17 protein-coding genes are annotated in these 21278 nt (G+C 61.1%); 9 read left to right on the plus strand and 8 right to left on the minus strand.

Annotation, left to right across the window (positions count from 1 at the left end):
* The first annotated feature begins 185 nt into the window (after positions 1-185).
* The 8 genes from AD665_RS20865 (at position 186) to cobA (ending at position 11907) form a co-directional block, all read left to right on the plus strand.
* On the plus strand, positions 186-1397 hold the full coding sequence (locus AD665_RS20865; RefSeq protein WP_024776758.1) for a CmpA/NrtA family ABC transporter substrate-binding protein: 1212 nt from the start codon (positions 186-188) through the stop codon (positions 1395-1397).
* Positions 1398-1410: 13 nt separating this feature from the next.
* Positions 1411-1986, plus strand: a complete 576-nt coding sequence (locus AD665_RS20870; RefSeq protein WP_024776757.1) for an ANTAR domain-containing response regulator — start codon at positions 1411-1413, stop codon at positions 1984-1986.
* Positions 1987-2321: 335 nt separating this feature from the next.
* On the plus strand, positions 2322-3533 hold the full coding sequence (locus AD665_RS20875) for a nitrate/nitrite transporter (protein WP_024776756.1): 1212 nt from the start codon (positions 2322-2324) through the stop codon (positions 3531-3533).
* A 9-nt stretch (positions 3534-3542) separates the two neighbouring features.
* The gene (locus AD665_RS20880) at positions 3543-5213 is read left to right on the plus strand and encodes a bifunctional protein-serine/threonine kinase/phosphatase (RefSeq protein ID WP_053193521.1); all 1671 of its coding nucleotides are present in this window, start codon (positions 3543-3545) and stop codon (positions 5211-5213) included.
* 443 nt (positions 5214-5656) lie between these two features.
* Positions 5657-8110, plus strand: coding sequence for a nitrite reductase large subunit NirB (gene nirB, locus AD665_RS20885; RefSeq protein ID WP_053193523.1), 2454 nt, complete (start codon positions 5657-5659; stop codon positions 8108-8110).
* Positions 8107-8424: a nitrite reductase small subunit NirD gene (nirD, locus tag AD665_RS20890; RefSeq protein WP_024776753.1), complete on the plus strand. Its 318-nt coding sequence runs from the start codon at positions 8107-8109 to the stop codon at positions 8422-8424. Before nirB ends, nirD begins: the two co-directional genes overlap by 4 nt.
* The gene (locus AD665_RS20895; RefSeq protein WP_053193526.1) at positions 8424-11141 is read left to right on the plus strand and encodes a nitrate reductase; all 2718 of its coding nucleotides are present in this window, start codon (positions 8424-8426) and stop codon (positions 11139-11141) included. The genes nirD and AD665_RS20895 overlap by 1 nt, the downstream gene beginning before the upstream one ends.
* Positions 11142-11151: 10 nt before the next feature.
* On the plus strand, positions 11152-11907 hold the full coding sequence (cobA, locus tag AD665_RS20900; protein WP_053193528.1) for a uroporphyrinogen-III C-methyltransferase: 756 nt from the start codon (positions 11152-11154) through the stop codon (positions 11905-11907).
* A 141-nt stretch (positions 11908-12048) separates the two neighbouring features.
* On the opposite strand, the gene AD665_RS20905 is transcribed toward cobA, so the two are convergent.
* The 8 genes from AD665_RS20905 to ppsA all read right to left on the minus strand — a co-directional run bounded on the left by AD665_RS20905 (position 12049) and on the right by ppsA (position 20218).
* Entirely contained in the window at positions 12049-13083 is a 1035-nt protein-coding gene (locus AD665_RS20905; RefSeq protein WP_024776750.1) for an OmpA family protein, read from the minus strand.
* Between the two features lie 108 nt (positions 13084-13191).
* Positions 13192-13782, minus strand: a complete 591-nt coding sequence (gene sigX / locus AD665_RS20910) for an RNA polymerase sigma factor SigX (protein WP_025212681.1) — start codon at positions 13780-13782, stop codon at positions 13192-13194.
* Positions 13783-13873: 91 nt separating this feature from the next.
* Positions 13874-14698 carry a mechanosensitive ion channel family protein gene (locus AD665_RS20915; RefSeq protein WP_024776748.1) on the minus strand — a complete coding sequence of 275 codons (825 nt, stop codon included), beginning with the start codon at positions 14696-14698 and terminating at the stop codon, positions 13874-13876.
* 2 nt (positions 14699-14700) lie between these two features.
* A complete protein-coding gene (locus AD665_RS20920) occupies positions 14701-14946 on the minus strand; it encodes a hypothetical protein (RefSeq protein WP_014337331.1) in 246 nt (81 codons plus the stop codon).
* Positions 14947-15008: 62 nt separating this feature from the next.
* Positions 15009-16004, minus strand: coding sequence for a zinc transporter ZntB (locus tag AD665_RS20925; RefSeq protein WP_024776747.1), 996 nt, complete (start codon positions 16002-16004; stop codon positions 15009-15011).
* Between the two features lie 25 nt (positions 16005-16029).
* Positions 16030-16521, minus strand: coding sequence for a ribonuclease E activity regulator RraA (gene rraA, locus AD665_RS20930; protein WP_024776746.1), 492 nt, complete (start codon positions 16519-16521; stop codon positions 16030-16032).
* 116 nt (positions 16522-16637) lie between these two features.
* Positions 16638-17627: an alpha/beta fold hydrolase gene (locus AD665_RS20935; protein ID WP_053193531.1), complete on the minus strand. Its 990-nt coding sequence runs from the start codon at positions 17625-17627 to the stop codon at positions 16638-16640.
* A 215-nt stretch (positions 17628-17842) separates the two neighbouring features.
* Positions 17843-20218, minus strand: coding sequence for a phosphoenolpyruvate synthase (gene ppsA, locus AD665_RS20940; RefSeq protein WP_024776744.1), 2376 nt, complete (start codon positions 20216-20218; stop codon positions 17843-17845).
* A gap of 176 nt (positions 20219-20394) precedes the next feature.
* On the opposite strand from ppsA, the gene ppsR reads away from it, so the two are divergent.
* Complete coding sequence (ppsR, locus tag AD665_RS20950; RefSeq protein ID WP_024776743.1) at positions 20395-21213, plus strand: posphoenolpyruvate synthetase regulatory kinase/phosphorylase PpsR; 819 nt, start codon at positions 20395-20397, stop codon at positions 21211-21213.
* Positions 21214-21278: the final 65 nt, after the last annotated feature.

Consider the following 21278-nt stretch of genomic DNA (forward strand, 5'->3'; position numbering starts at 1 on the left):
GTTCAAGCGAGGTGCCTGCGCAAAACAGCGCCGATGGCATATGCCTTGCACCCCTTTGCTCATCGACGCTCATGCCAGCGATGGAATGAGTGCCACACGGTTTAAAGGACAACGGCGTCGTCATCCGGCCTTGCTCCGGCAGTCATCCGGGTACGGCGCGTTTTTATGTGGAAGGTGATGCCCAGATGAATGAAATTCCAGCCAACCCCCTGGCCTGGGTCAACGGCAGCGACGCTCCGGAAAAAAGCGCAATCGATCTCGGCTTCATGGCCTTGAGTGATTGCGCCCCGGTGGTGGTGGCCGCCACCCAGGGCTTCGCCCAACCCTACGGCCTGACCTTGAATCTCAAGCGCCAGACGTCCTGGGCCAACCTGCGGGACAAGCTGGTCAGCGGTGAAATCGACGCGGCCCACAGCCTGTACGGTCTGATCTATGCCGTGCACCTGGGCATCGGCGGTGTCGCGCCGACCGACATGGCCGTACTGATGGGGCTGAACCAGAACGGCCAGAGCATCAACCTCTCCCACGGCTTGCAGGCGATGGGCGTGACCAGTCCTGAGGCACTGGAACGCCACGTGCACCAAACTCGCCCGAAACTGACCTTCGCCCAGACATTCCCCACTGGCACCCACGCGATGTGGCTTTACTACTGGCTCGCCGCCCAGGGCATTCATCCCTTGTCGGATGTCGACAGCGTAGTGGTCCCGCCGCCGCAGATGATTGCGCACTTGCAGGCCGGGCGTATCGACGGACTCTGCGTCGGCGAGCCCTGGTGCGCCAGCGCAGTGAAACAGAACCTCGGCTTCACCCTGGCGACGACCCAGACCATCTGGCCCGATCACCCCGAAAAAGTCCTGGGCTGTACCCGCGGGTTCGTCGAGCAATACCCCAATACGGCGCGAGCGCTGGTGATGGCGATCCTCGAGGCCAGCCGTTTCATCGAGCAGAGCACCGAGAACCGCCGCAGTACCGCACAATTGTTGAGCGCCCCCGAATACCTCGATGCCCCGCTGGACTGCATCGAACCCCGTCTGCTGGGGATCTACGCCGATGGCCTTGGCAATAGCTGGCAGGATCCCCATGCCATGCGCTTCCATGGTAACGGCGAGGTGAACGTGCCCTATCTGTCCGACGGCATGTGGTTCATGACCCAGTTCCGACGCTGGGGCCTGTTGCGGGAAGACCCGGACTACCTGGCCGTGGCACAGGAGGTCCAGCAGCTCGAACTGTATCGCCAGGCGTGCACAGCACTGGGCATTTCGTCCACTCACCCGGACATGCGCAGCAGCCAGTTGATCGACGGCACTATCTGGGACGGCTCGAATCCGGCCGGGTATGCCCGCAGCTTCAAACTGCACGCCTTGAGCGATGCGGCTCCCCTTTTCGCCAGCCGCTGACAGGAGCCCGACCATGCTGCGTATCCTGCTGATCAACGACACCGCGAAAAAAGTCGGCCGCCTCAAGGCAGCCCTGGTGGAAGCCGGGTTCGACGTCATTGACGAATCCGGACTGACCATCGACCTGCCGGAACGCGTCGAAACAGTGCGTCCGGATGTGATCCTGATCGATACCGAGTCACCCGGACGGGATGTCATGGAACAAGTGGTGCTGGTCAGCCGCGACCAGCCACGACCGATCGTCATGTTTACCGATGAGCACGACCCGGATGTGATGCGCCAGGCGATCAAGTCGGGGGTGAGTGCCTACATCGTCGAAGGCATCCACGCCGCACGCCTGCAACCGATCCTGGACGTGGCCATGGCCCGCTTTGAAAGCGACCAGGCCCTGCGCGCCCAGCTCCTGGCCCGGGACCAGCAACTGGCCGAACGCAAACGCATCGAACTGGCCAAGGGCATGCTGATGAAGATGAAGGACTGCAACGAAGAACAGGCCTATACCCTGATGCGCCGCCAGGCCATGAGTCGCCAGCAGAAGCTGATCCAGGTGGCGGAGCAGATCATTGCGATGAATGAGTTGCTGGGCTGAGGCCCCGCGGCGCCTGGCCCGGCGCTATCGCGAGCAGGCTCGCTCCCACAAGGATTCCGAGTACCGCCCAATCCACCTGTGGGAGCGAGCCTGCTCGCGATGACCTCCCCTCGATACCTGCTGTTGGCACAGATCTCGCTTAAGCATCCCCACAGGTAACCAACGGCGGTTGCCCCACCTACGACAAAGACGTCGCACACCCTTCTTGCCTCGCTGGCAATCCGGGTTGCGGCGTTTTTTTGTTTTGGCTCTTCGGGGCCGGTGGTGCGACCACAGACGGCGCACTGCTCTGAGCACTGACTCATTTCTCGAGACTTTTACAGCTGAGGTGCGCGATGAATTCAAGCTTCTGGAAATCCGGCCACACCCCGACCCTGTTCGCGGCCTTCCTCTATTTCGACCTGAGTTTCATGGTCTGGTACCTCCTCGGGCCCCTGGCGGTGCAAATTGCCACGGACTTGCATCTGACTACCCAGCAGCGAGGCCTGATGGTGGCGACACCGATCCTGGCCGGCGCCGTATTGCGCCTGTTCATGGGCCTGCTGGCCGACCGGACTTCACCGAAAACCGCCGGCATGGTGGGTCAGGTGATCGTGATCTGCGCGCTGTTCTGCGCCTGGAAACTGGGCATCCACAGCTACGAGCAGGCACTGCTGCTGGGCCTGTTCCTGGGCATGGCCGGTGCGTCGTTCGCCGTCGCCCTGCCGTTGGCCTCTCAGTGGTACCCGCCGCAACACCAGGGCAAGGCCATGGGCATTGCCGGTGCCGGTAACTCGGGCACCGTGCTGGCCGCGATCTTCGCACCACTGATGGCAGCCGCCTTCGGCTGGAGCAACGTGTTCGGCTTCGCGCTGGTCCCGCTGGTTCTGACCCTGATCGCCTTCGCCTTGCTGGCTAAAAACGCTCCCGAGAGACCGAAAGCCAAATCCATGGCCGACTACCTCAAGGCTCTGGGTGACCGTGACAGCTGGTGGTTCATGTTCTTCTACAGCGTGACCTTTGGCGGCTTCATCGGCCTGGCCAGCGCGCTGCCCGGCTATTTCAACGACCAATATGGCCTGAGCCCGGTAACCGCCGGCTACTACACCGCAGCCTGTGTCTTCGGCGGCAGCCTGATGCGGCCGTTGGGCGGCGCCCTGGCGGACCGTTTCGGCGGCATCCGCACCTTGCTGGGCATGTACACCGTGGCGGCCATCTGCATCGCAGCGGTGGGTTTCAACTTGCCGAACTCCTACGCGGCGCTGGCGCTGTTCGTCTGCACCATGCTCGGTCTCGGTGCCGGCAACGGCGCCGTGTTCCAACTGGTGCCACAACGTTTCCGTCGCGAAATCGGCGTGATGACAGGGCTGATCGGTATGGCCGGCGGCATCGGTGGCTTTGCCCTGGCGGCGAGCATGGGCGCAATCAAGCAAAGCACTGGCAGCTACCAATTGGCGTTGTGGTTGTTCGCCAGCCTGGGCGTGCTGGCCTGGTTCGGCCTGTACGGCGTCAAGCGTCGCTGGAGAACCACCTGGGGCTCGGCAGCTGTCACTGCCGCTCGGGTATAAACAGCAACCATGAGTCTGCAACTGAGCTTCGCTGAAGCCACGGCCATCGGCCCGCGAGAGGAAAACCAGGACGCCCTGCGCCTGGTCACCCCGGCCCCGGCCCTGGCCGCCAGTAAAGGCTACCTGTTCGCCATCGCCGACGGCGTGAGCCAATGCGCCGACGGTGGTCTGGCCGCCCGTTCGACCTTGCAGGCACTGGCCCTGGATTATTACTCCACACCGCAAACCTGGGGCGTGGCCCAAGCGCTGGACCGGCTGTTGCTGGCACAGAATCGCTGGTTACAGGCCAACGGGGGCGGGCAGCCGTTGCTCACCACCGTCAGTGCCCTGGTGCTGCGAGGCCGGCGCTTCACCCTCGCCCACGTGGGCGATTGCCGGGTCTACCGCTGGCATGCAGATCATCTGCAACGGGTCAGCGAGGATCACGTCTGGGAGCAGCAGGGCATGCAACATGTGCTCAAGCGCGCCCTGGGGCTGGATCAACATTTGATTCTGGATTTCCTCGACGGCGAACTGCGCACTGAAGAGACTTTCGTGTTGCTCAGCGATGGCGTCTGGGCGGTTCTGGGGGATACGGCCATTGCCGGCATCCTTCGGGACCAGCCGGACTTGAATCTTGCCGCCCAGACGCTGGTCAACGCCGCGCACCTGGCCGGCAGCCAGGACAACGCCAGTGCCTTGCTGGTACGGGTCGATACGCTGGGCGAAGCGAGCATCGGCGATGCGCTGATCCAACTGCAGCAATGGCCCCTCCCCCCGGCGCTGAAACCGGGCCAGGCGTTCGAGGGTTGGCAGGTCGAAAGGCTGCTCGGCCAGAGCCAGCAATCGCTGCTCTACCGGGTACACGACGGCCAGGGCCAGCCGTGGCTGCTGAAAACCTTGCCAGGACAGCTACGGGACGACAGCCGGGCCGGGCAGGCATTGCTGTCGGAAGAATGGTTTCTCAAGCGGGTCGCCGGAAGGCAGTTTCCGGAAGTTCATGGCGTTCCCCAGCGCCAGCATCTGTATTACGTGATGCGCGAATATCCGGGCATGACCCTGGCCGAACGGTTCCACCAGGCCGGCGCCTTGCCCTTGGCTCAGTGGCTGGACCTGGCGCAACGGCTGGTGCGGGCGGTGGGCCTGCTGCATCGACGGCAGATCTACCACCGTGACATCAAGCCGGAAAACCTGCATCTGGGGGACGACGGCGAACTGCGGCTGTTGGATTTCGGGCTGGCGTACTGCCCCGGCCTGTCCGAAGACCAGGCCAACGTGTTGCCGGGTACACCCAGTTATATCGCCCCGGAAGCCTTCGGCGGTGTCGCACCGACGGCACAACAGGACTTGTATGCCGTCGGTGTGACCCTGTATTTCCTGCTGACCGGTCACTATCCCTACGGCGAAGTCGAGGCATTCCAGCGACCACGCTTTGGCGTGCCGGTCAGTGCCAGCCGCTATCGGCCGGACCTGCCCGAATGGCTCGGACAAAGCCTGGAACGCGCTGCTGCAGCGGATCCGGACGAGCGCTTTGAGACCGCCGAGGAATGGCTGTTATTGCTGGAGCAAGGCGAGCGTCGCAGCTTGAGCGTCAGGCCCAGGCCGCTGCTGGAGCGCGAGCCGTTGAAGGTCTGGCGGACATTGGCATTGGTGTCGTTGGTGGTGAATATTGTGTTGCTGTTCCTGGTATTTCATAGCTGAGATCCGGTCGCGCCCATCGCGAGCAAGCTTTGCTCCCACAGAGGATCTGCTGCCACTGGGGATCTGCTGTGGGAGCAAAGCTTGCTCGCGATGGCGGCCTGCCTGCCACTACAAAGCTATCGTCTGCCACGCTCCATTACCGGGCGACACGCTTTGATTCGGTGCAATAAATCCCCTTCCAACACCCCCGCCCCACGCTTCCCGCAATAAATCCGTGCCTTGGAGCCACTTGGCACAACCACTGCATATCCCATCCCAACAGACATAAAGCAACGCCTCCAACGATGAAGGCGGTGCTTCCCGAGAGAACGGGACCAGGACAAAGGCGTCCTCGCTAGCACACTAGCGGGACGCCTTTTTTTGTTTTCGTGAAAATTGCCGAGCCAGTCCGATCGCCGTGATGAAACGTGACGAAACCGGGCCTGGGCTTGCGGAGAACCCTGATGAAAAAACTCAAACTGGTGATGATCGGCAATGGCATGGCCGGGGTTCGAACCCTTGAAGAACTGCTCAAGCTGAGCAACGAGCTGTACGACATCACGGTGTTCGGCGCCGAGCCTCACACCAACTACAACCGCATCCTGCTCTCCCCCGTGCTCGCCGGCGAGCAAACCTTTGAAGAAATCGTCCTCAACGACCTGAGCTGGTACCAGGACAACCACATCAACCTGCTGCTCAACCGCAAGGTCGTGGAGATCGACCGGGTCAAGCGTCGGGTCATCGCCGAAGACGGCACTGAGGCCGAGTACGATCGCCTGCTGATCGCTACCGGCTCCACACCGTTCATCCTGCCGATTCCCGGCCACAAGCTTGACGGCGTGATCGGCTACCGTGACATCGCCGACACCCAGGCGATGATCGAAACCGCCAAGACCCACAAGCATGCCGTGGTGATCGGTGGCGGCCTGCTGGGCCTGGAAGCCGCCAATGGCCTGAAGTTGCGGGGCATGGACGTGACCGTGGTGCACCTGGGTGAATGGCTGCTGGAGCGTCAGCTGGACAAGACCAGCGGCCAACTGCTGCAAACGGCCCTGGAAGATCGCGGCCTGAAATTCCGCCTCTGCGAGCAGACCCAGGCCCTGCACGATGCTGGCAATGGCCGGGTCGGCTCGGTGCAGTTCAAGAACGGCGACATCATCCCCGCCGATCTGGTGGTGATGGCGGCCGGCATCCGCCCCAACGTCGAACTGGCGGAAAAATCCGGCATCCCCTGCAGCCGCGGGATCCTGGTCAACGACACCATGCAGACCTATGATCCGCGCATCTACGCTATCGGTGAATGCGCGAACCATCGCGGCACCGCCTACGGTCTGGTGGCCCCGCTGTTCGAACAGGCCAAGGTTTGCGCCAACCACCTCGCTCAACTGGGCTTCGCCACCTATAAAGGCTCGGTGACCTCGACCAAACTCAAGGTCACCGGCATTGACCTGTTTTCCGCCGGGGACTTCATGGGCGGAGAAGGCACCGAGACCATCACCCTCTCCGACCCCATCGGCGGCGTCTACAAGAAACTGGTGATCAAGGATGACGTGCTGGTCGGCGCCTGTCTGTACGGCGATACGGCAGATGGCGGCTGGTACTTCCGCCAGATTCGCGAGAATGCTGCCATCAGCGAGATCCGCGATCACCTGATGTTTGGGGAGAACGCGCTGGGAGACGTAGGCCATCAGGGCCAGGACAAAGCCATGAGCATGGCCGACTCCGCTGAGGTCTGCGGCTGCAACGGCGTGTGCAAGGGCACCATCGTCAAGGCGATCCAGGAACATGGCCTGTTCAGCGTCGATGACGTAAAAAAACACACCAAGGCCGCCAGCTCCTGTGGCTCCTGCGCCGGGCTGGTCGAGCAGATTCTCATCAACACCGTCGGCGGTGCGGCAGACGTCAAACCGAAAAGCGAAAAAGCCATCTGCGGATGCAGCGACCTCAACCACGGCCAGATCCGCCAGGCGATCCGCGACGAGCACCTGCTGACCATCGCCGGCACCATGAACTACTTGAACTGGCGCACCCCGAACGGCTGCGCCACCTGTCGTCCGGCGCTGAACTACTATCTGATTTCCACCTGGCCCGGTGAAGCCCACGACGATCCGCAATCCCGGCTGATCAACGAACGAGCCCACGCCAACATCCAGAAGGACGGCACCTATTCGGTTGTCCCGCGGATGTGGGGCGGCGTGACCACGCCGTCGGAGCTGCGACGCATTGCCGACGTGGCCGACAAATACAGCGTGCCCATGGTCAAGGTCACCGGCGGCCAGCGCATCGACTTGCTGGGCATCAAGAAGCAGGACCTACCCGGTGTCTGGGCTGACCTCGACATGCCGTCCGGCCATGCCTACGGCAAATCCATCCGCACGGTGAAGACCTGTGTGGGCATTGAGTTCTGTCGCTTTGGCACGCAGAACTCCACGCAGCTGGGCATCGAACTGGAACACGACCTGTTCAACATGTGGTCGCCGCACAAGGTAAAGCTGGCGGTCTCGGGCTGCCCTCGCAACTGCTCGGAAGCCGGCATCAAGGACGTGGGCATTATCGGTGTCGATTCCGGCTGGGAGATGTACATCGGCGGCAATGGCGGGATCAAGACAGAGGTCGCCGAGTTCTTCGTCAAGCTCAAGACCGCCGAGGAAGTGCGCGAATACAACGGTGCCTTCTTGCAGTTGTACCGCGAAGAAGCCTTCTATCTCGAACGTACCGTGCATTACATGCAGCGGGTCGGCATGGAGCACATCAAGAAAGCCGTGCTCGAAGATCCGGCGCGGCGCAAGGCCCTTCATGAGCGCCTGAAGTTTTCCCTTTCGCTGGAGCAGGACCCATGGAAACAGCGCCTGGAACAACCCCAGTTGAAGAAAGAATTTGAAGTCATCCCCGTGAAGAACCTGGAGGTGCCAGCATGAACTGGCTGGATATCTGCGCGCTGGAAGACATCAATGCCCTGGGTTCGCGCATCATCAACGGCCCGAAGGGCGACATCGCGATTTTTCGTACCAGCGACGATGAAGTGTTCGCACTCGATGACCGCTGCCCGCACAAGGGTGGCCCGTTGTCCCAGGGCTTGATCTATGGCAAGCGCGTGGCCTGCCCGCTGCACAACTGGCAGATCGACCTGGAGACCGGCCAGGCCCAGGCGCCGGACGTGGGCTGTGCCCATCATCATTCGGCCCGGGTCGAGAATGGCCGGGTGCTGTTGGCGCTAAGGGACGCAAGCTGATGAACCGCCAGACTACTGCCTCGACCTGCTGTTACTGCGGGGTCGGTTGCGGCGTACTGATCGAGCACGACAACGAGCGCATCCTCGGCGTCAGTGGCGATCCCGCCCACCCGGCCAATTTCGGCAAACTGTGCAGCAAGGGCTCGACCCTGCACCTGACCGGCGACCTCGCGGCGCGGGCCCTGTACCCCGAGCTGCGCCTGGGCAAAACCCTGCCCCGTGCCTGTACCGACTGGGACAGCGCCCTGGAGCACGCTGCCGGCGTATTCGCCGAGACCATCGCCGAACATGGCCCCGACAGCGTGGCGTTCTACATCTCCGGCCAATTGCTGACCGAGGACTACTACGCCTTCAACAAACTTGCCCGTGCCCTGGTCGGCACCAACAACATCGACAGCAACTCCCGGTTGTGCATGTCCTCGGCCGTGGTGGGCTACAAGCGCAGCCTCGGCGCCGACGCGCCGCCCTGCAACTACGAAGACCTGGAACTGAGCGACTGCGTCATGATCGTCGGCAGTAACATGGCCTACGCCCACCCGATCCTGTTTCGCCGCCTCGAAGAAGCCAAATCCCGCCGCCCGCAGATGAAGATCATAGTCATCGACCCTCGGCGCACCGATACCTGCGACCTGGCGGACCTGCACCTGGCCATCCTGCCAGGGACCGATGTCGCCTTGTTTCATGGGATTTTGCATCTGCTGTTGTGGGAAGACTGGGTCGATCGCGATTTCATCAAGGCCCATACCGAGGGCTTTGCGGACCTGAAGAACCTGGTACGCGATTACACACCCACGATGGTTGCCCAGATGTGCGGCATCAGCGTCGATCAGTTGCATCAGTGTGCCGAAGCCATCGGCACGGCCCCCAGCTTCCTGTCGTTGTGGTGCATGGGCCTGAACCAGTCCACCGCCGGCAGCGCCAAGAACAGTGCATTGATCAACCTGCACCTGGCCACCGGGCAGATCGGTCGTGCGGGTGCCGGGCCCTTCTCGCTGACCGGCCAGCCCAACGCCATGGGCGGTCGGGAAACCGGCAGCCTGTCGAACCTGTTGCCAGGCCACCGCGAAGCCGCCAACCCGGAACATCGCGCCGAAGTCGCCGAGTACTGGGGCGTCGAGCAACTGCCCGCAAGCCCCGGCTTGAGCGCAATCGAGTTGTTCGAGCAGATGCGCAACGGCAAGATCAAGGCCTTGTGGATTGCCTGCACCAACCCGGCTCAATCGATGCCGGACCAGACGGCGGTCCGGGAGGCCCTGCAGGCCTGCCCGTTCGTGGTGCTGCAAGAGGCTTTCCGGACCACCGAAACCGCCGGGTTTGCCGACCTGCTGCTGCCTGCAGCCAGTTGGGGTGAAAAAGAAGGTTCGGTGACCAACTCCGAACGACGCATATCCCACGTACGCCGGGCTATCGACGCACCGGGCGAAGCACGACCAGACTGGGCCATTACCGTGGATTTCGCACAACGCCTGGAGAAACGTCTGCGGCCGGGCCAGCCCAGCCTGTTCGCCTTTGACGCGCCAGCCCAGTTGTTCGACGAATACAAGCAGTTGACCCGGGGGCGAGATCTCGACTTGTCCGGTATCAGCCATGGGCTGATTGATCGACTTGGCCCCCAGCAGTGGCCCTTCCCTGAGGGCGCCACGGTCGGGACGGCGCGTCTGTACGTGGATGGCATTTTCCCCACCGACAGCGGCCGAGCGCGGTTTGTCGCCGAACCGTATCGCGCCGCCAGGGAGCTGCGGGACGCGCGCTACCCATTGACCCTCAACACCGGCCGACTGCGGGACCAGTGGCACGGCATGAGCCGCACCGGCACCGCCGCGCAGTTGTTCGGTCATGTGAACGAAGCCGTACTCAGCCTGCACCCCGACGAACTGCAGCGCCAGCGCCTGCAACCGGGCGATCTGGTCAGCCTCAAGAGTCGTCGTGGCGCGGTGATCGTGGCCGTGGACAGCGACGAAAGCGTGCGGCCCGGCCAGGCGTTCCTGCCAATGCACTGGGGGGACCGGTTCCTCAAGGGTGGGGTCAATACCCTGACTCAACCGGCATTCGATCCCCTGTCGAAACAACCGGAACTCAAGCACAGCGGCGTGCGCCTGGAACCGGTGAACCTGCCTTGGCAGCTTTTCGCGCTGATCGAAGGCGATATCCAACAACATCTGGAGACGTTGCGTCCGCTGTGTGAGGCGTTTGCCTACGTCAGTATGAGCCTGACCGGTCGTGAACGTCCCGCGTTGCTGATTCGCGCTGCCAGCGCCGTAGCGCCTGATCCAGAACTGCTGCAAACGATCGACGAACAACTGGGACTGATCGACGGGCCGGTACTGGCCTATGACGATCCCCGTCGCGCCATCGGTAAACGGGTGCGGATCGAAAACGGTCGCATCACGGCCATCCGCCTGGCCGGGGAAACCCTTGCCCGCCATTGGTTGCAGAACCTGTGGCAGGAAGGTCGTGCCGATGAGCAACTGCGCCGTTGGCTACTGGCGCCGTTGAGTGCACCACCGGGCAATGCTGGCGCGGCGGCCGGGGGCAGCAAAACGCTGTGCAACTGCTTGAACGTCAGTCAGCGTGCGATCTGCGCTGGCATTGAACGAGGGCTGGACCTGCAAGGGCTGAAACAGAAACTGGGCTGTGGCACGCAATGCGGCTCCTGCGTACCGGAAATCAAGCGCCTGCTGGTCGCCACTGCGCAACCGACGGCCGCTCTATCGTGAGGAAAACACTATGAACGCAAAAGTCTGGCTGGTGGGTGCGGGTCCTGGCGACCCTGAATTGTTGACCCTCAAGGCCGTGCGCGCCCTGCGCGAAGCCGACGTGGTGTTGATCGACGATCTGGTCAACGAAGCGGTGCTGGAACATTGCTCCGGTGCCCGCATCATCGCCGTAGGCAAGCGCGGCGGCTGCCGCTCCACGCCACAGGCCTTCATCCACCGGCTGATGCTGCGTTATGCGCGCCAAGGCAAATGCGTGGTGCGCCTCAAGGGCGGCGACCCCTGCATCTTCGGCCGAGGTGGTGAAGAGGCGCAATGGCTGCGTGAGCATGGCGTCGAAGTGGAACTGGTCAATGGCATCACGGCCGGGCTGGCGGGAGCAACCCAGTGCGACATTCCCTTGACCTTGCGCGGCATCGCCCGGGGCGTGACGCTGGTCACCGCCCACACCCAGGACGGCAGCTGCTTGAACTGGCAAGCCCTGGCACAGGGCGGGACGACCTTGGTGGTGTACATGGGGGTGGCGAAACTGAGCGAGATCCGCGAGCAACTGCTGGCGGGTGGCCTGGCAGCGGACACCCCCGTGGCCATGATCGAGAACGCCTCCCTGCCTCATCAGCGAGACTGCCGCAGCGTCCTGGCTTCGATGGAGACCGACGCAGTTGCGTTTCAACTCAAAAGCCCGGCGATCCTGGTGATTGGTGCAGTGGCCGGTGCAGTTGAACTGGCAAAATCCCAATCCGAATGGCGCCAGGCTTCAGTCCTGTAACCCGTCATTGCTCGCGAAGGTGGCGGTGCATTCATACCGCTACCGCGAGCAGGCTCCCACAGGGTTTTTACTTCGTGTTGGGCAAATCGCAGGCAAGAAAAAGCCCGGCATAAGCCGGGCTTTTCCAAAGCTGTGGGCTAATTACTTAGCTTGGGCTTCAACCTGCGCTTCTACGCGACGGTTAACAGCACGGCCAGCGTCAGTGGCGTTGTCGGCAACTGGGCGGGTTTCGCCGTAGCCAACAGACTGAACGCGGGACGATTCAACACCGTACTGGTTGGTCAGAACCTGCTTGACGGCGTTTGCACGACGCTCGGACAGTTTCTGGTTGTAAGCGTCAGGACCGACGGAGTCAGTGTGACCTTCAACAGTGGTGGTGGTTGCTGGGTACTGCTTCATGAAGTCAGCCAGGTTCTTGATATCGCCGTAGCTGTTTGGCTTGACGACCGACTTGTCGAAGTCGAATTTCACGTCCAGCTCAACACGTACGGTTTCAGCAACTGCTGGGCAGCCATCAGCGTCAACGGTTACGTTGGCTGGGGTGTCAGGGCACTTGTCGACGTTGTCGCACACGCCATCGTTGTCGCTGTCGGAGCAGACTTCAGCCGGAGCTGGAACTGGAGCAGCAGCAGGCTTGGAGCCGCCACCGAAGTTCACACCGATACCGACGCTTGGAGCCCACTCGGTGTCGCCCTGGTCGATGTTGTACTGAGCTTCAACGCCGGCACGGGCGTAGAAGTTCTCGGTGAAGTACAGCTTGGCGCCGCCGCCAACGTTGGCGAAGGTCGAACGGTTACGACCGCTGGAACCGTTCTGACCGATGCTCTGGTCGGAGAAACCGGCCGAGACGTACGGACGCAGCATGTCACCTGGGTTGTTGAAGTGGTACAGAGCGTCCAGTGCAGTGTTGGCGCCCTTGATGTTACGACCGTCGTCGGAACGTGCGTTGTGTACTTCGTCGTAGGCCAGACGCAGTTCAACGTCGTCGGTCAGGAAGTAACCAACCGAACCGCCGAACAGGTTGCCGTTGTTCTTGAAGTTACGAGCGCTGTCGAATTGCTCTTTCTTGGCGAAGCCTTCGATTTCAACTGCGCCTTGGCCTTGTGCCAGCGCGCCGAACGAAGTAGCGGCAATAAGAGAACCAATGGCAAAGCCCAAGGTGTTTTTCAGTTTCATCCGTTAAATCCCCATCTGGTGATTGTGAAGCAGTCCCGCAAACCGGGGGACAACTCGGCGGCAAGTCTATCAGAACTTGCCTACACGTAAGAGATATTTGCGCCGAACTTAAGTTTCAGCAATGCCTGCAAATTTCTCACGCAGCTTATCGAGAGCGCGCTTGTAACGCATTTTTGTCGCGCTCAAACCCATGTGCATTATGTCTGCGATCTCTTGGAATTCCAGTTCTGCGACAAATCGTAGCACCAGAATTTCACGGTCGATCGGGTTCACATAAACCAGCCAGCGATCGAGTCCACCCTTTTCCTCGGGCTTGGGCGCCTTTTCCTCAGACGCTTCCTCGAGAGGGTCAAGGCTCAAAGCGTCCATCAAACGACGCTTTCGCCGTTCCTTGCGATACTGTGTGATGCATTCGTTGTAAGTGATGCTATATAGCCACGTCTTGAACTTAGATTTCCCCTCGAAGTTCTTCAGGCCATACAACACCTTCAACATCACCTCCTGACAGACATCATCAGCGTCGCGATCGTTCCCTAGATAACGTGCACAAACGTTAAATAATGTACGCTGGTAACGGCGCATCAACTCTTCGTAAGCACGTGTTACGTGGAACAGCTCCGTATGCGCGCGCGCGACCAACTCCTCATCAGAGAGATCACGGGGGTCATAGCGCGTGGACAACGATTGGGGTTTGTTCAAAACAAGTCGGACCGACGGTCTAGGTCAATGTGCGCCGCAGCCTGCGATAGCAGGCGTTTTGCGGCGGCATACATTAGCAGAGTTTGCCAGGTTAGCGGCTACTCACATGCTGCTCCAGGAGGATCCGATTGGAGAGCGACACCAGTTCGCCCTCCTCGGTCAGCAATGTGGTCTTCACCGTGCCGATCTCCTCGATCTGGCCTTCGACCTCGCCAACCCGCACTTGTTGCCCAACCTCATACAGTTCACGCACATAGATTCCCGCAAGAATCTGGCTGGCGATTTCCCGGCTTCCCAATCCCATCGCCAGCGCAATCGCCAGACCAACGGTAATCAATACGATCACGATCACATGATTGAGCAGGTCGGTCTTGACCTCCAACTGGCTGATCGCGACAGAAATACTGATGATGATCACCAGTCCCTGGGCGATTCGCCCCAGGCCCGAGGCGTAATCCAGCCCTACGCCTTCGGCTGCGCCGCGCACCAGCCCGTTGGCCAGCTGAGCCAGCAGCACGCCGACCAGCAACACCAGGGCGGCTCCGAAAACCTTGGGCAGGTACAGCGCAAGCATGTCGAGGGTTGCCGAAACCCGTTCAAGACCTAGAGATTCAGCCGCGGAAACGAGAAAAATAAGCAACACGAACCAGTAGACAATTTTGCCCACCAGGGTCGAGATCGGTACCTGGATGCCGCCACGGGACAGCAACTTGGTCAGGCCAGTACCGCCCATCAGGCGATCCAGACCCAATTTGGCCAGCAGCTTGGAAAGCAGCGTGTCCAGCAACTTGGCCACGACGAATCCCAACAGCACCACCACCAGTGCACCGAAGAGGTTCGGGATGAAATTGGCCACTTTGGTCCACAGCGCAGTCATTGCCGCGACGAGGCTCTGGGTCCAGAGATTCAGTTCCATATTCAGTCAGCCTTATCAGCGGTGCGGGTAACAGGTTTACGACGGGAAACCGGCGAGACATGGGCCGACCCGTTGTTCAAGGCGATCATCAGCGCGGGCAGCCAACGGCCCAGCAGGCTGAACAGATCGCCGGCGCCGACCTGGCGGTTGGCGGTTTTCAGCACACGCCCCAGGCATGCATCGTCGTCCCGACTGGACGGCGAGGCCTTGAGCATGTCGCGCAAAGACTGTTCAAACGGATCGTGCATACGCACCTCTCGTGATGTCTGTGAAAGACGCGATCAAATTTCGTCGGGTCACATGAAACCTGTCACACCCAGCGCAGACGACGGAACAGCCACCACTGTCCCAGGGCCACGCCGGCCATCAGCAGGCAGGCGACCAGAAAGCCGTAGGGGCTTTGGGAAAATGGAATACCGCCGACATTGATGCCCAGCAGGCCCGTGAGAAAACTCATCGGCAGGAAGATCCCGGTGACGATCCCAAAGCGGTACATCGTCCGGTTCATGCGCACTGAGAGGCGCCGATCCTCAGCCTCCAGCACAAGCCCCACGCGCTCTCGAGTCAATTCCAGCTCCTCGAGATAACGGGTCAGACTGTTGTTCAATTCATTCCAGTAATCGCCGTCGTCCTCGACGAACCACGGCAGTTTGATACGCGACATCTGCCCGAAAATGTCCCGTTGCGGCGCCAGGAATCGCTTCAACCCGGCGGCTCGGCGGCGAATGTGCAAAATGGCATCGTGCTCGGGCGTATACCGTTCGTCGGCATCAAGCATTTCTTCTTCGCCATCGACGATTTCCGAAAGCTGGGAAACCAGATCCTGGACCTTGTTGGTCAGGTACTGCGCCATATAAAGGATGAGTTCCGACGCGGTTTTCGGTCCCTTTCCTTCGGCCAGGTGCGCCAGCAGCTCATCCGTGGCGCGCAAAGGGCGAAGACGCAGGGAGATCACCCGCTGGGCGGACGCAAAAATCCGCACCGAAACCATGTCTTCAGGTTCAGCGCCCGGATTGAGGTTGATGCCCCTGAGGAACAGCAGCAGCTCGGCTTCGGGTAATGGCAACAAGCGCGGCCGGGTGTTTTCCTCCAGTAGCAGATCGCAGTTGAACTCACTCAGTCCGCTGGATTTGCGCAACCAGGTATGGGTCTGCGGATGGCTGCGATCCCAATGCAGCCAAAGGCTTTCGTGCGCCTGCAACTGTAGGTCGTCGAGCTCGGTCCGGGCGATCGAACGCGCGCCGCCCTTGCCATCCAGCACCAGGGCATGCACCAGCCCCCACTGCGCGTTTTCTTCCTCGAACATCCTCATCCCTTACAGCTGTGAAGCTTCATTCAGGCATTTTCAGCGGGCTTGGCGAGACGATCACGCCGTTATTGTCCGCATAGACATATTCGCCCGGACGAAACGTCACGCCAGCAAAGGTCACGGATACATTAAGATCACCGATACCGCGCTTGTCGGTTTTCATCGGGTGGCTGGCGAGGGCCTGGACACCAAGGTCGGTCTGGGCAATGACGTCCACGTCGCGGATGCAGCCGTAGATCACCAGCCCTTCCCAACCGTTGTTCGCGGCTTTCTCGGCCAGCATGTCGCCCAGCAACGCCCGACGCAGAGAGCCCCCGCCGTCGACAACCAGTACCTTTCCATTGCCCTTGAGTTCAACCTGCTCCTTGACCAGGGAGTTGTCCTCGAAGCACTTGATGGTCACGATTTCGCCACCGAACGAATCGCGGCCGCCGAAATTGCTGAACATCGGTTCCAACACCTGCACCAGGTCCGGATAGGTATCGCACAGGTCGGGCGTGAGGTAATGGTTCATCGAACAACTCCTGAAGGGCTGGAACGTCAGACTGAATGAGCAACCGTTTGTGACCGAAACCGTTTAACGCGTCATATCTTAGCCGCAAGCCGACCAGAGCGAAATGCCCTCGTCTCTCAAACCGCCTCGGCTAGAACCGGCCGGGGTGTCGGTAAAGGCATACTCTGCTCCTCCAGCCAATGCGCCACCAGAGGCCAGACCTCAGCGTGGGCAGCCTTGCTGACCAGCATCTCCACATGACCGAAATCGTCACCGAAGCCGTGCTCCCGGCCCAGGCAGACAAACCGCTTGTGCTCGGACCCCACCTGCTCGAAGAGCTTGCGGCAAGCCCAGGTCGGGTCCTGATGATCCCCGGCGGCGCTCACTGCCAGCACCGGCACTGGCACCTCGGCCAAGCCCGCCCACCAGTCCTTATTGGCATCGCCAAAACGCCCGAACAAGCCGTACCAACGCATGCTCTCCAAAGCCAGGCCGATGGGTTCGTCCTCCGGACCGCGCTTGAGTCGGGAGCCGGACAACTGCGCAAAACGCTTGAGGATGAACCGCCCGCTCCACTCCACCGGTGGGATTTTCAACGGCCAGTAGGTGCGACTGACCTGAGTGCCGAAGAACGCCGCCGATGCTACGGCCGCTTCGCCCAGGTATTGGCCGCCCAAGGCCGCCGCCAGGGTGATGCCCCCCAGGGAATGGCCGATCCAATGCGGCACTTGCCCGCTCTGCTCGCGCACAAAGGCGCCGATGGCCGGCAAGTCATAGCAGGCATAGTCGGCCACGCGATTGTTGCGGTAACTCTGGTTGCGCTGGGACAGCCCATGGCCGCGCATCTCGGGAATCCACACATCGAATCCCAACCGCGTCAGATACGCACCCAGGCCCAGCCCCTTGGGCGAGTACCAGAAGCGCCGGTTGGAGAAGCTGCCGTGCAACAGGATCACCGGGACGCCGCGGACCTGTCCGGCGTCGGCCATGCCCAGGCGGGTAACAGCCAGTTCGACGCTGGGGTCCGGGCTGTTGCCGGGTTTCAGCCGGTAGACATCTTCGCTCAGATCGCCACGCCGCTCGGCGCTGATCAGGGCGACAGGAAAAAGGTTGCTGCTGCTTTGCATAATACTCTTGCACAAAAAAGGGCGGCTTCCGACAGGAGCCCGCCCTACTTAAATCAAAGGGGCTTGGCGACAAAGCCTTGTGGGAGCGAGCCTGCTCGCGAATTCAGTGGATCAGGCCCATTGATGGCGACTGACACAGCGCTTTCGCGAGCAGGCTCGCTCCCACAGATTTGCAGCTCAACTCATCGGCATTGCCGTTAGAGGCCCCGCTCCACTCAGGCCGCGCCTTGGCCCTCGGCCAGGAAGAACCACGTTTCCAGCACAGAGTCCGGGTTCAACGACACGCTTTCGATGCCCTGTTCCATCAGCCACTTGGCCAGGTCCGGGTGGTCCGAAGGGCCCTGGCCGCAGATGCCGATGTACTTGCCAGCCTTGTTGCAGGCGGCGATGGCATTGGCCAGCAGCTTCTTGACCGCAGGGTTCCGCTCGTCGAACAGGTGCGCAATGATCCCGGAGTCACGGTCCAGACCGAGGGTCAACTGGGTCAGGTCGTTGGAACCGATGGAGAAACCGTCGAAGAACTCGAGGAACTCTTCCGCCAGGATCGCGTTGGACGGCAGTTCGCACATCATGATCACGCGCAGGCCATTTTCGCCACGGGCCAAGCCGTTTTCCGCCAGCAGGTCGACTACCTGGCTCGCTTCGCCCAGGGTACGCACGAACGGCACCATGATCTCGACGTTGGTCAGGCCCATGTCATTGCGCACGCGCTTGAGGGCACGGCATTCGAGTTCGAAGCAGTCACGGAACGTTTCGCTGATGTAGCGCGAAGCACCGCGGAAGCCCAGCATCGGGTTTTCTTCTTCCGGCTCGTAGAGCTTGCCGCCGATCAGGTTGGCGTATTCGTTGGACTTGAAGTCCGACAGACGCACGATGACCTTTTTCGGCCAGAACGCCGCCGCCAGGGTACTGATGCCTTCCACGAGTTTCTCGACATAGAAGCCGACCGGGTCGTCGTAGCCGGCAATACGCTTGTCGACACTGCCCTTGATCTCTGGCGGCAAGCCGCTGTAGTTCAACAACGCCTTGGGATGCACGCCGATCATGCGGTTGATGATGAACTCCAGGCGGGCCAGGCCCACACCGGCGTTCGGCAATTGCGCGAAGTCGAAGGCACGGTCCGGGTTGCCGACGTTCATCATGATCTTGAACGGCAGCTCCGGCATGGCATCCACGGAGTTCTTCTTGATGTCGAAGCCCAGCTCACCTTCGAAGATATAGCCGGTATCACCTTCGGCGCAGGAAACAGTCACGCCCTGACCGTCCTTGAGCAGTTGGGTGGCATTACCGCACCCCACCACCGCCGGGATACCCAGTTCACGGGCAATGATCGCCGCGTGGCAAGTACGTCCGCCACGGTTGGTGACGATGGCACTGGCGCGCTTCATCACCGGTTCCCAGTCCGGGTCGGTCATGTCTGAGACCAACACGTCGCCGGCCTGGACCTTGTCCATCTCCGAGACGTCCTTGATGATCCGCACCTTGCCGGCACCGATGCGCTGGCCGATGGCACGCCCTTCCACCAGCACGGTGCCGGTTTCCTTGAGCAGGTAGCGCTCCATGACGTTGGCCTGGGTACGGCTCTTCACGGTTTCCGGGCGGGCCTGCACGATGTACAGCTTGCCGTCGTCACCGTCCTTGGCCCATTCGATGTCCATCGGGCACTTGTAGTGCTGCTCGATGATCATGGCCTGCTTGGCCAGCTCGCTGACTTCGGCGTCGGTCAGGCAGAAACGGGCACGCTCGGCCTTGTCCACATCGACGGTTTTCACCGAACGACCTGCCTTGGCTTCGTCGCCATAGATCATTTTGATGGCCTTGCTGCCCAGGTTGCGGCGCAGGATGGCCGGACGGCCGGCTTGCAGAGTACCTTTATGGACGTAGAACTCATCCGGGTTCACCGCGCCCTGGACGACGGTCTCACCCAGGCCGTAGGCACCGGTGATAAACACTACGTCACGGAAGCCCGACTCGGTGTCGAGGGTGAACATCACGCCGGCAGTGCCGGTTTCGGAGCGGACCATGCGCTGCACGCCTGCGGACAGGGCGACCAGCTTGTGGTCGAAGCCCTGATGCACACGGTAGGAAATGGCACGGTCGTTGAAGAGAGAGGCGAAGACTTCCTTGGCGGCACGGATGACGTTGTCCACGCCCCGGATGTTCAGGAAGGTTTCCTGCTGGCCGGCGAAGGAGGCATCGGGCAGGTCTTCGGCGGTGGCCGAGGAGCGCACGGCGACAGCGATATCGGGGTTGCCTTCGGACAGTTTGGCGAAGGCAGTGCGGATTTCGCTGTTCAGTTTCTCGGGGAACTCGGCTTCCATGATCCATTGACGGATCTGGGCACCGGTCTTGGCCAGGGCATTGACGTCATCGACATCCAGGGCATCGAGGGCATCATGGATCTGCTGGTTCAGGCCGCTCAGTTCCAGGAAATCACGATAAGCCTGAGCTGTCGTGGCGAAGCCACCCGGCACCGAGACACCGGCGCCGGCGAGGTTACTGATCATCTCGCCCAGGGATGCGTTCTTGCCCCCCACATGCTCCACATCATGGACGCCGAGCTTATCGAGGGAAACTACGTACTCTACCAAGGTGATCTCTCCACTAACTGTGTTGGAAAAGCTCAAGGCACCGGCGACTCCTGGGGAGCGTTGGCCGGCGATATGGCCTGGACCTGGAAAATAAGTGAGAATGCTGGCCATTGGCGGCCGGCAAATCGCGCCTATCATATCCAAGAAACGCTATTAGCTTAAGGCCCAAGGTGCAAATGAAACGATCTGCTTTCTTTATCTCCGATGGTACCGGCATCACCGCCGAAACCCTGGGCCAAAGCCTACTGGCGCAGTTCGAAAACATTACCTTCGCCAAGCTGACACGTCCGTACATCGACAGCGTCGACAAGGCGCGGGCGATGGTACAGCAAATCAATAAAGCCGCCGAAACCGACGGCTTTCGCCCGATCATCTTCGATACCATCGTCAATCAAGACATCCGTGAGATTCTCGCAACGTCCAATGGTTTCATGATCGACATCTTTTCTACCTTCCTGGCCCCCCTGGAGCAGGAGCTGAGCGAGCATTCTTCCTACTCGGTCGGCAAATCCCACTCCATCGGTCACAACTCCAATTACATGGAGCGGATCGAGGCGGTCAACTTCGCGCTGGACAACGATGACGGCGCTCGCACGCATTATTACGACAAGGCCGACCTGATCCTAGTGGGGGTGTCGCGTTGTGGTAAGACACCGACGTGCCTGTACATGGCGATGCAGTTCGGCATCCGCGCAGCCAACTATCCGCTGACCGAAGAGGACATGGAGCGCCTGCAACTGCCCAGCGCCTTGCGTGCCCACCAGCACAAGCTGTTCGGCCTGACCATCGACCCGGACCGCCTCACCGCGATCCGCAACGAACGCAAGCCCAACAGTCGCTATTCGAGCTACGCCCAGTGTGAGTTCGAAGTGCGCGAGGTGGAAAACCTGTTCCGGCGGGAAAACATCCCCCACATCAACTCCACGCATTTTTCCGTGGAGGAGATTTCGGCGAAGATCCTGGTGGAGAAAGGCGTGGAGCGGCGATTCAAGTAACCGCGGACACACTGCGAGCCCCGTGGGAGCAAAGCTTGCTCGCGATTGAGGCCGCTATCGCGAGC

This window comes from Pseudomonas corrugata (genome assembly GCF_001269905.1).
GTDB classification, from domain to species: domain Bacteria; phylum Pseudomonadota; class Gammaproteobacteria; order Pseudomonadales; family Pseudomonadaceae; genus Aquipseudomonas; species Aquipseudomonas corrugata.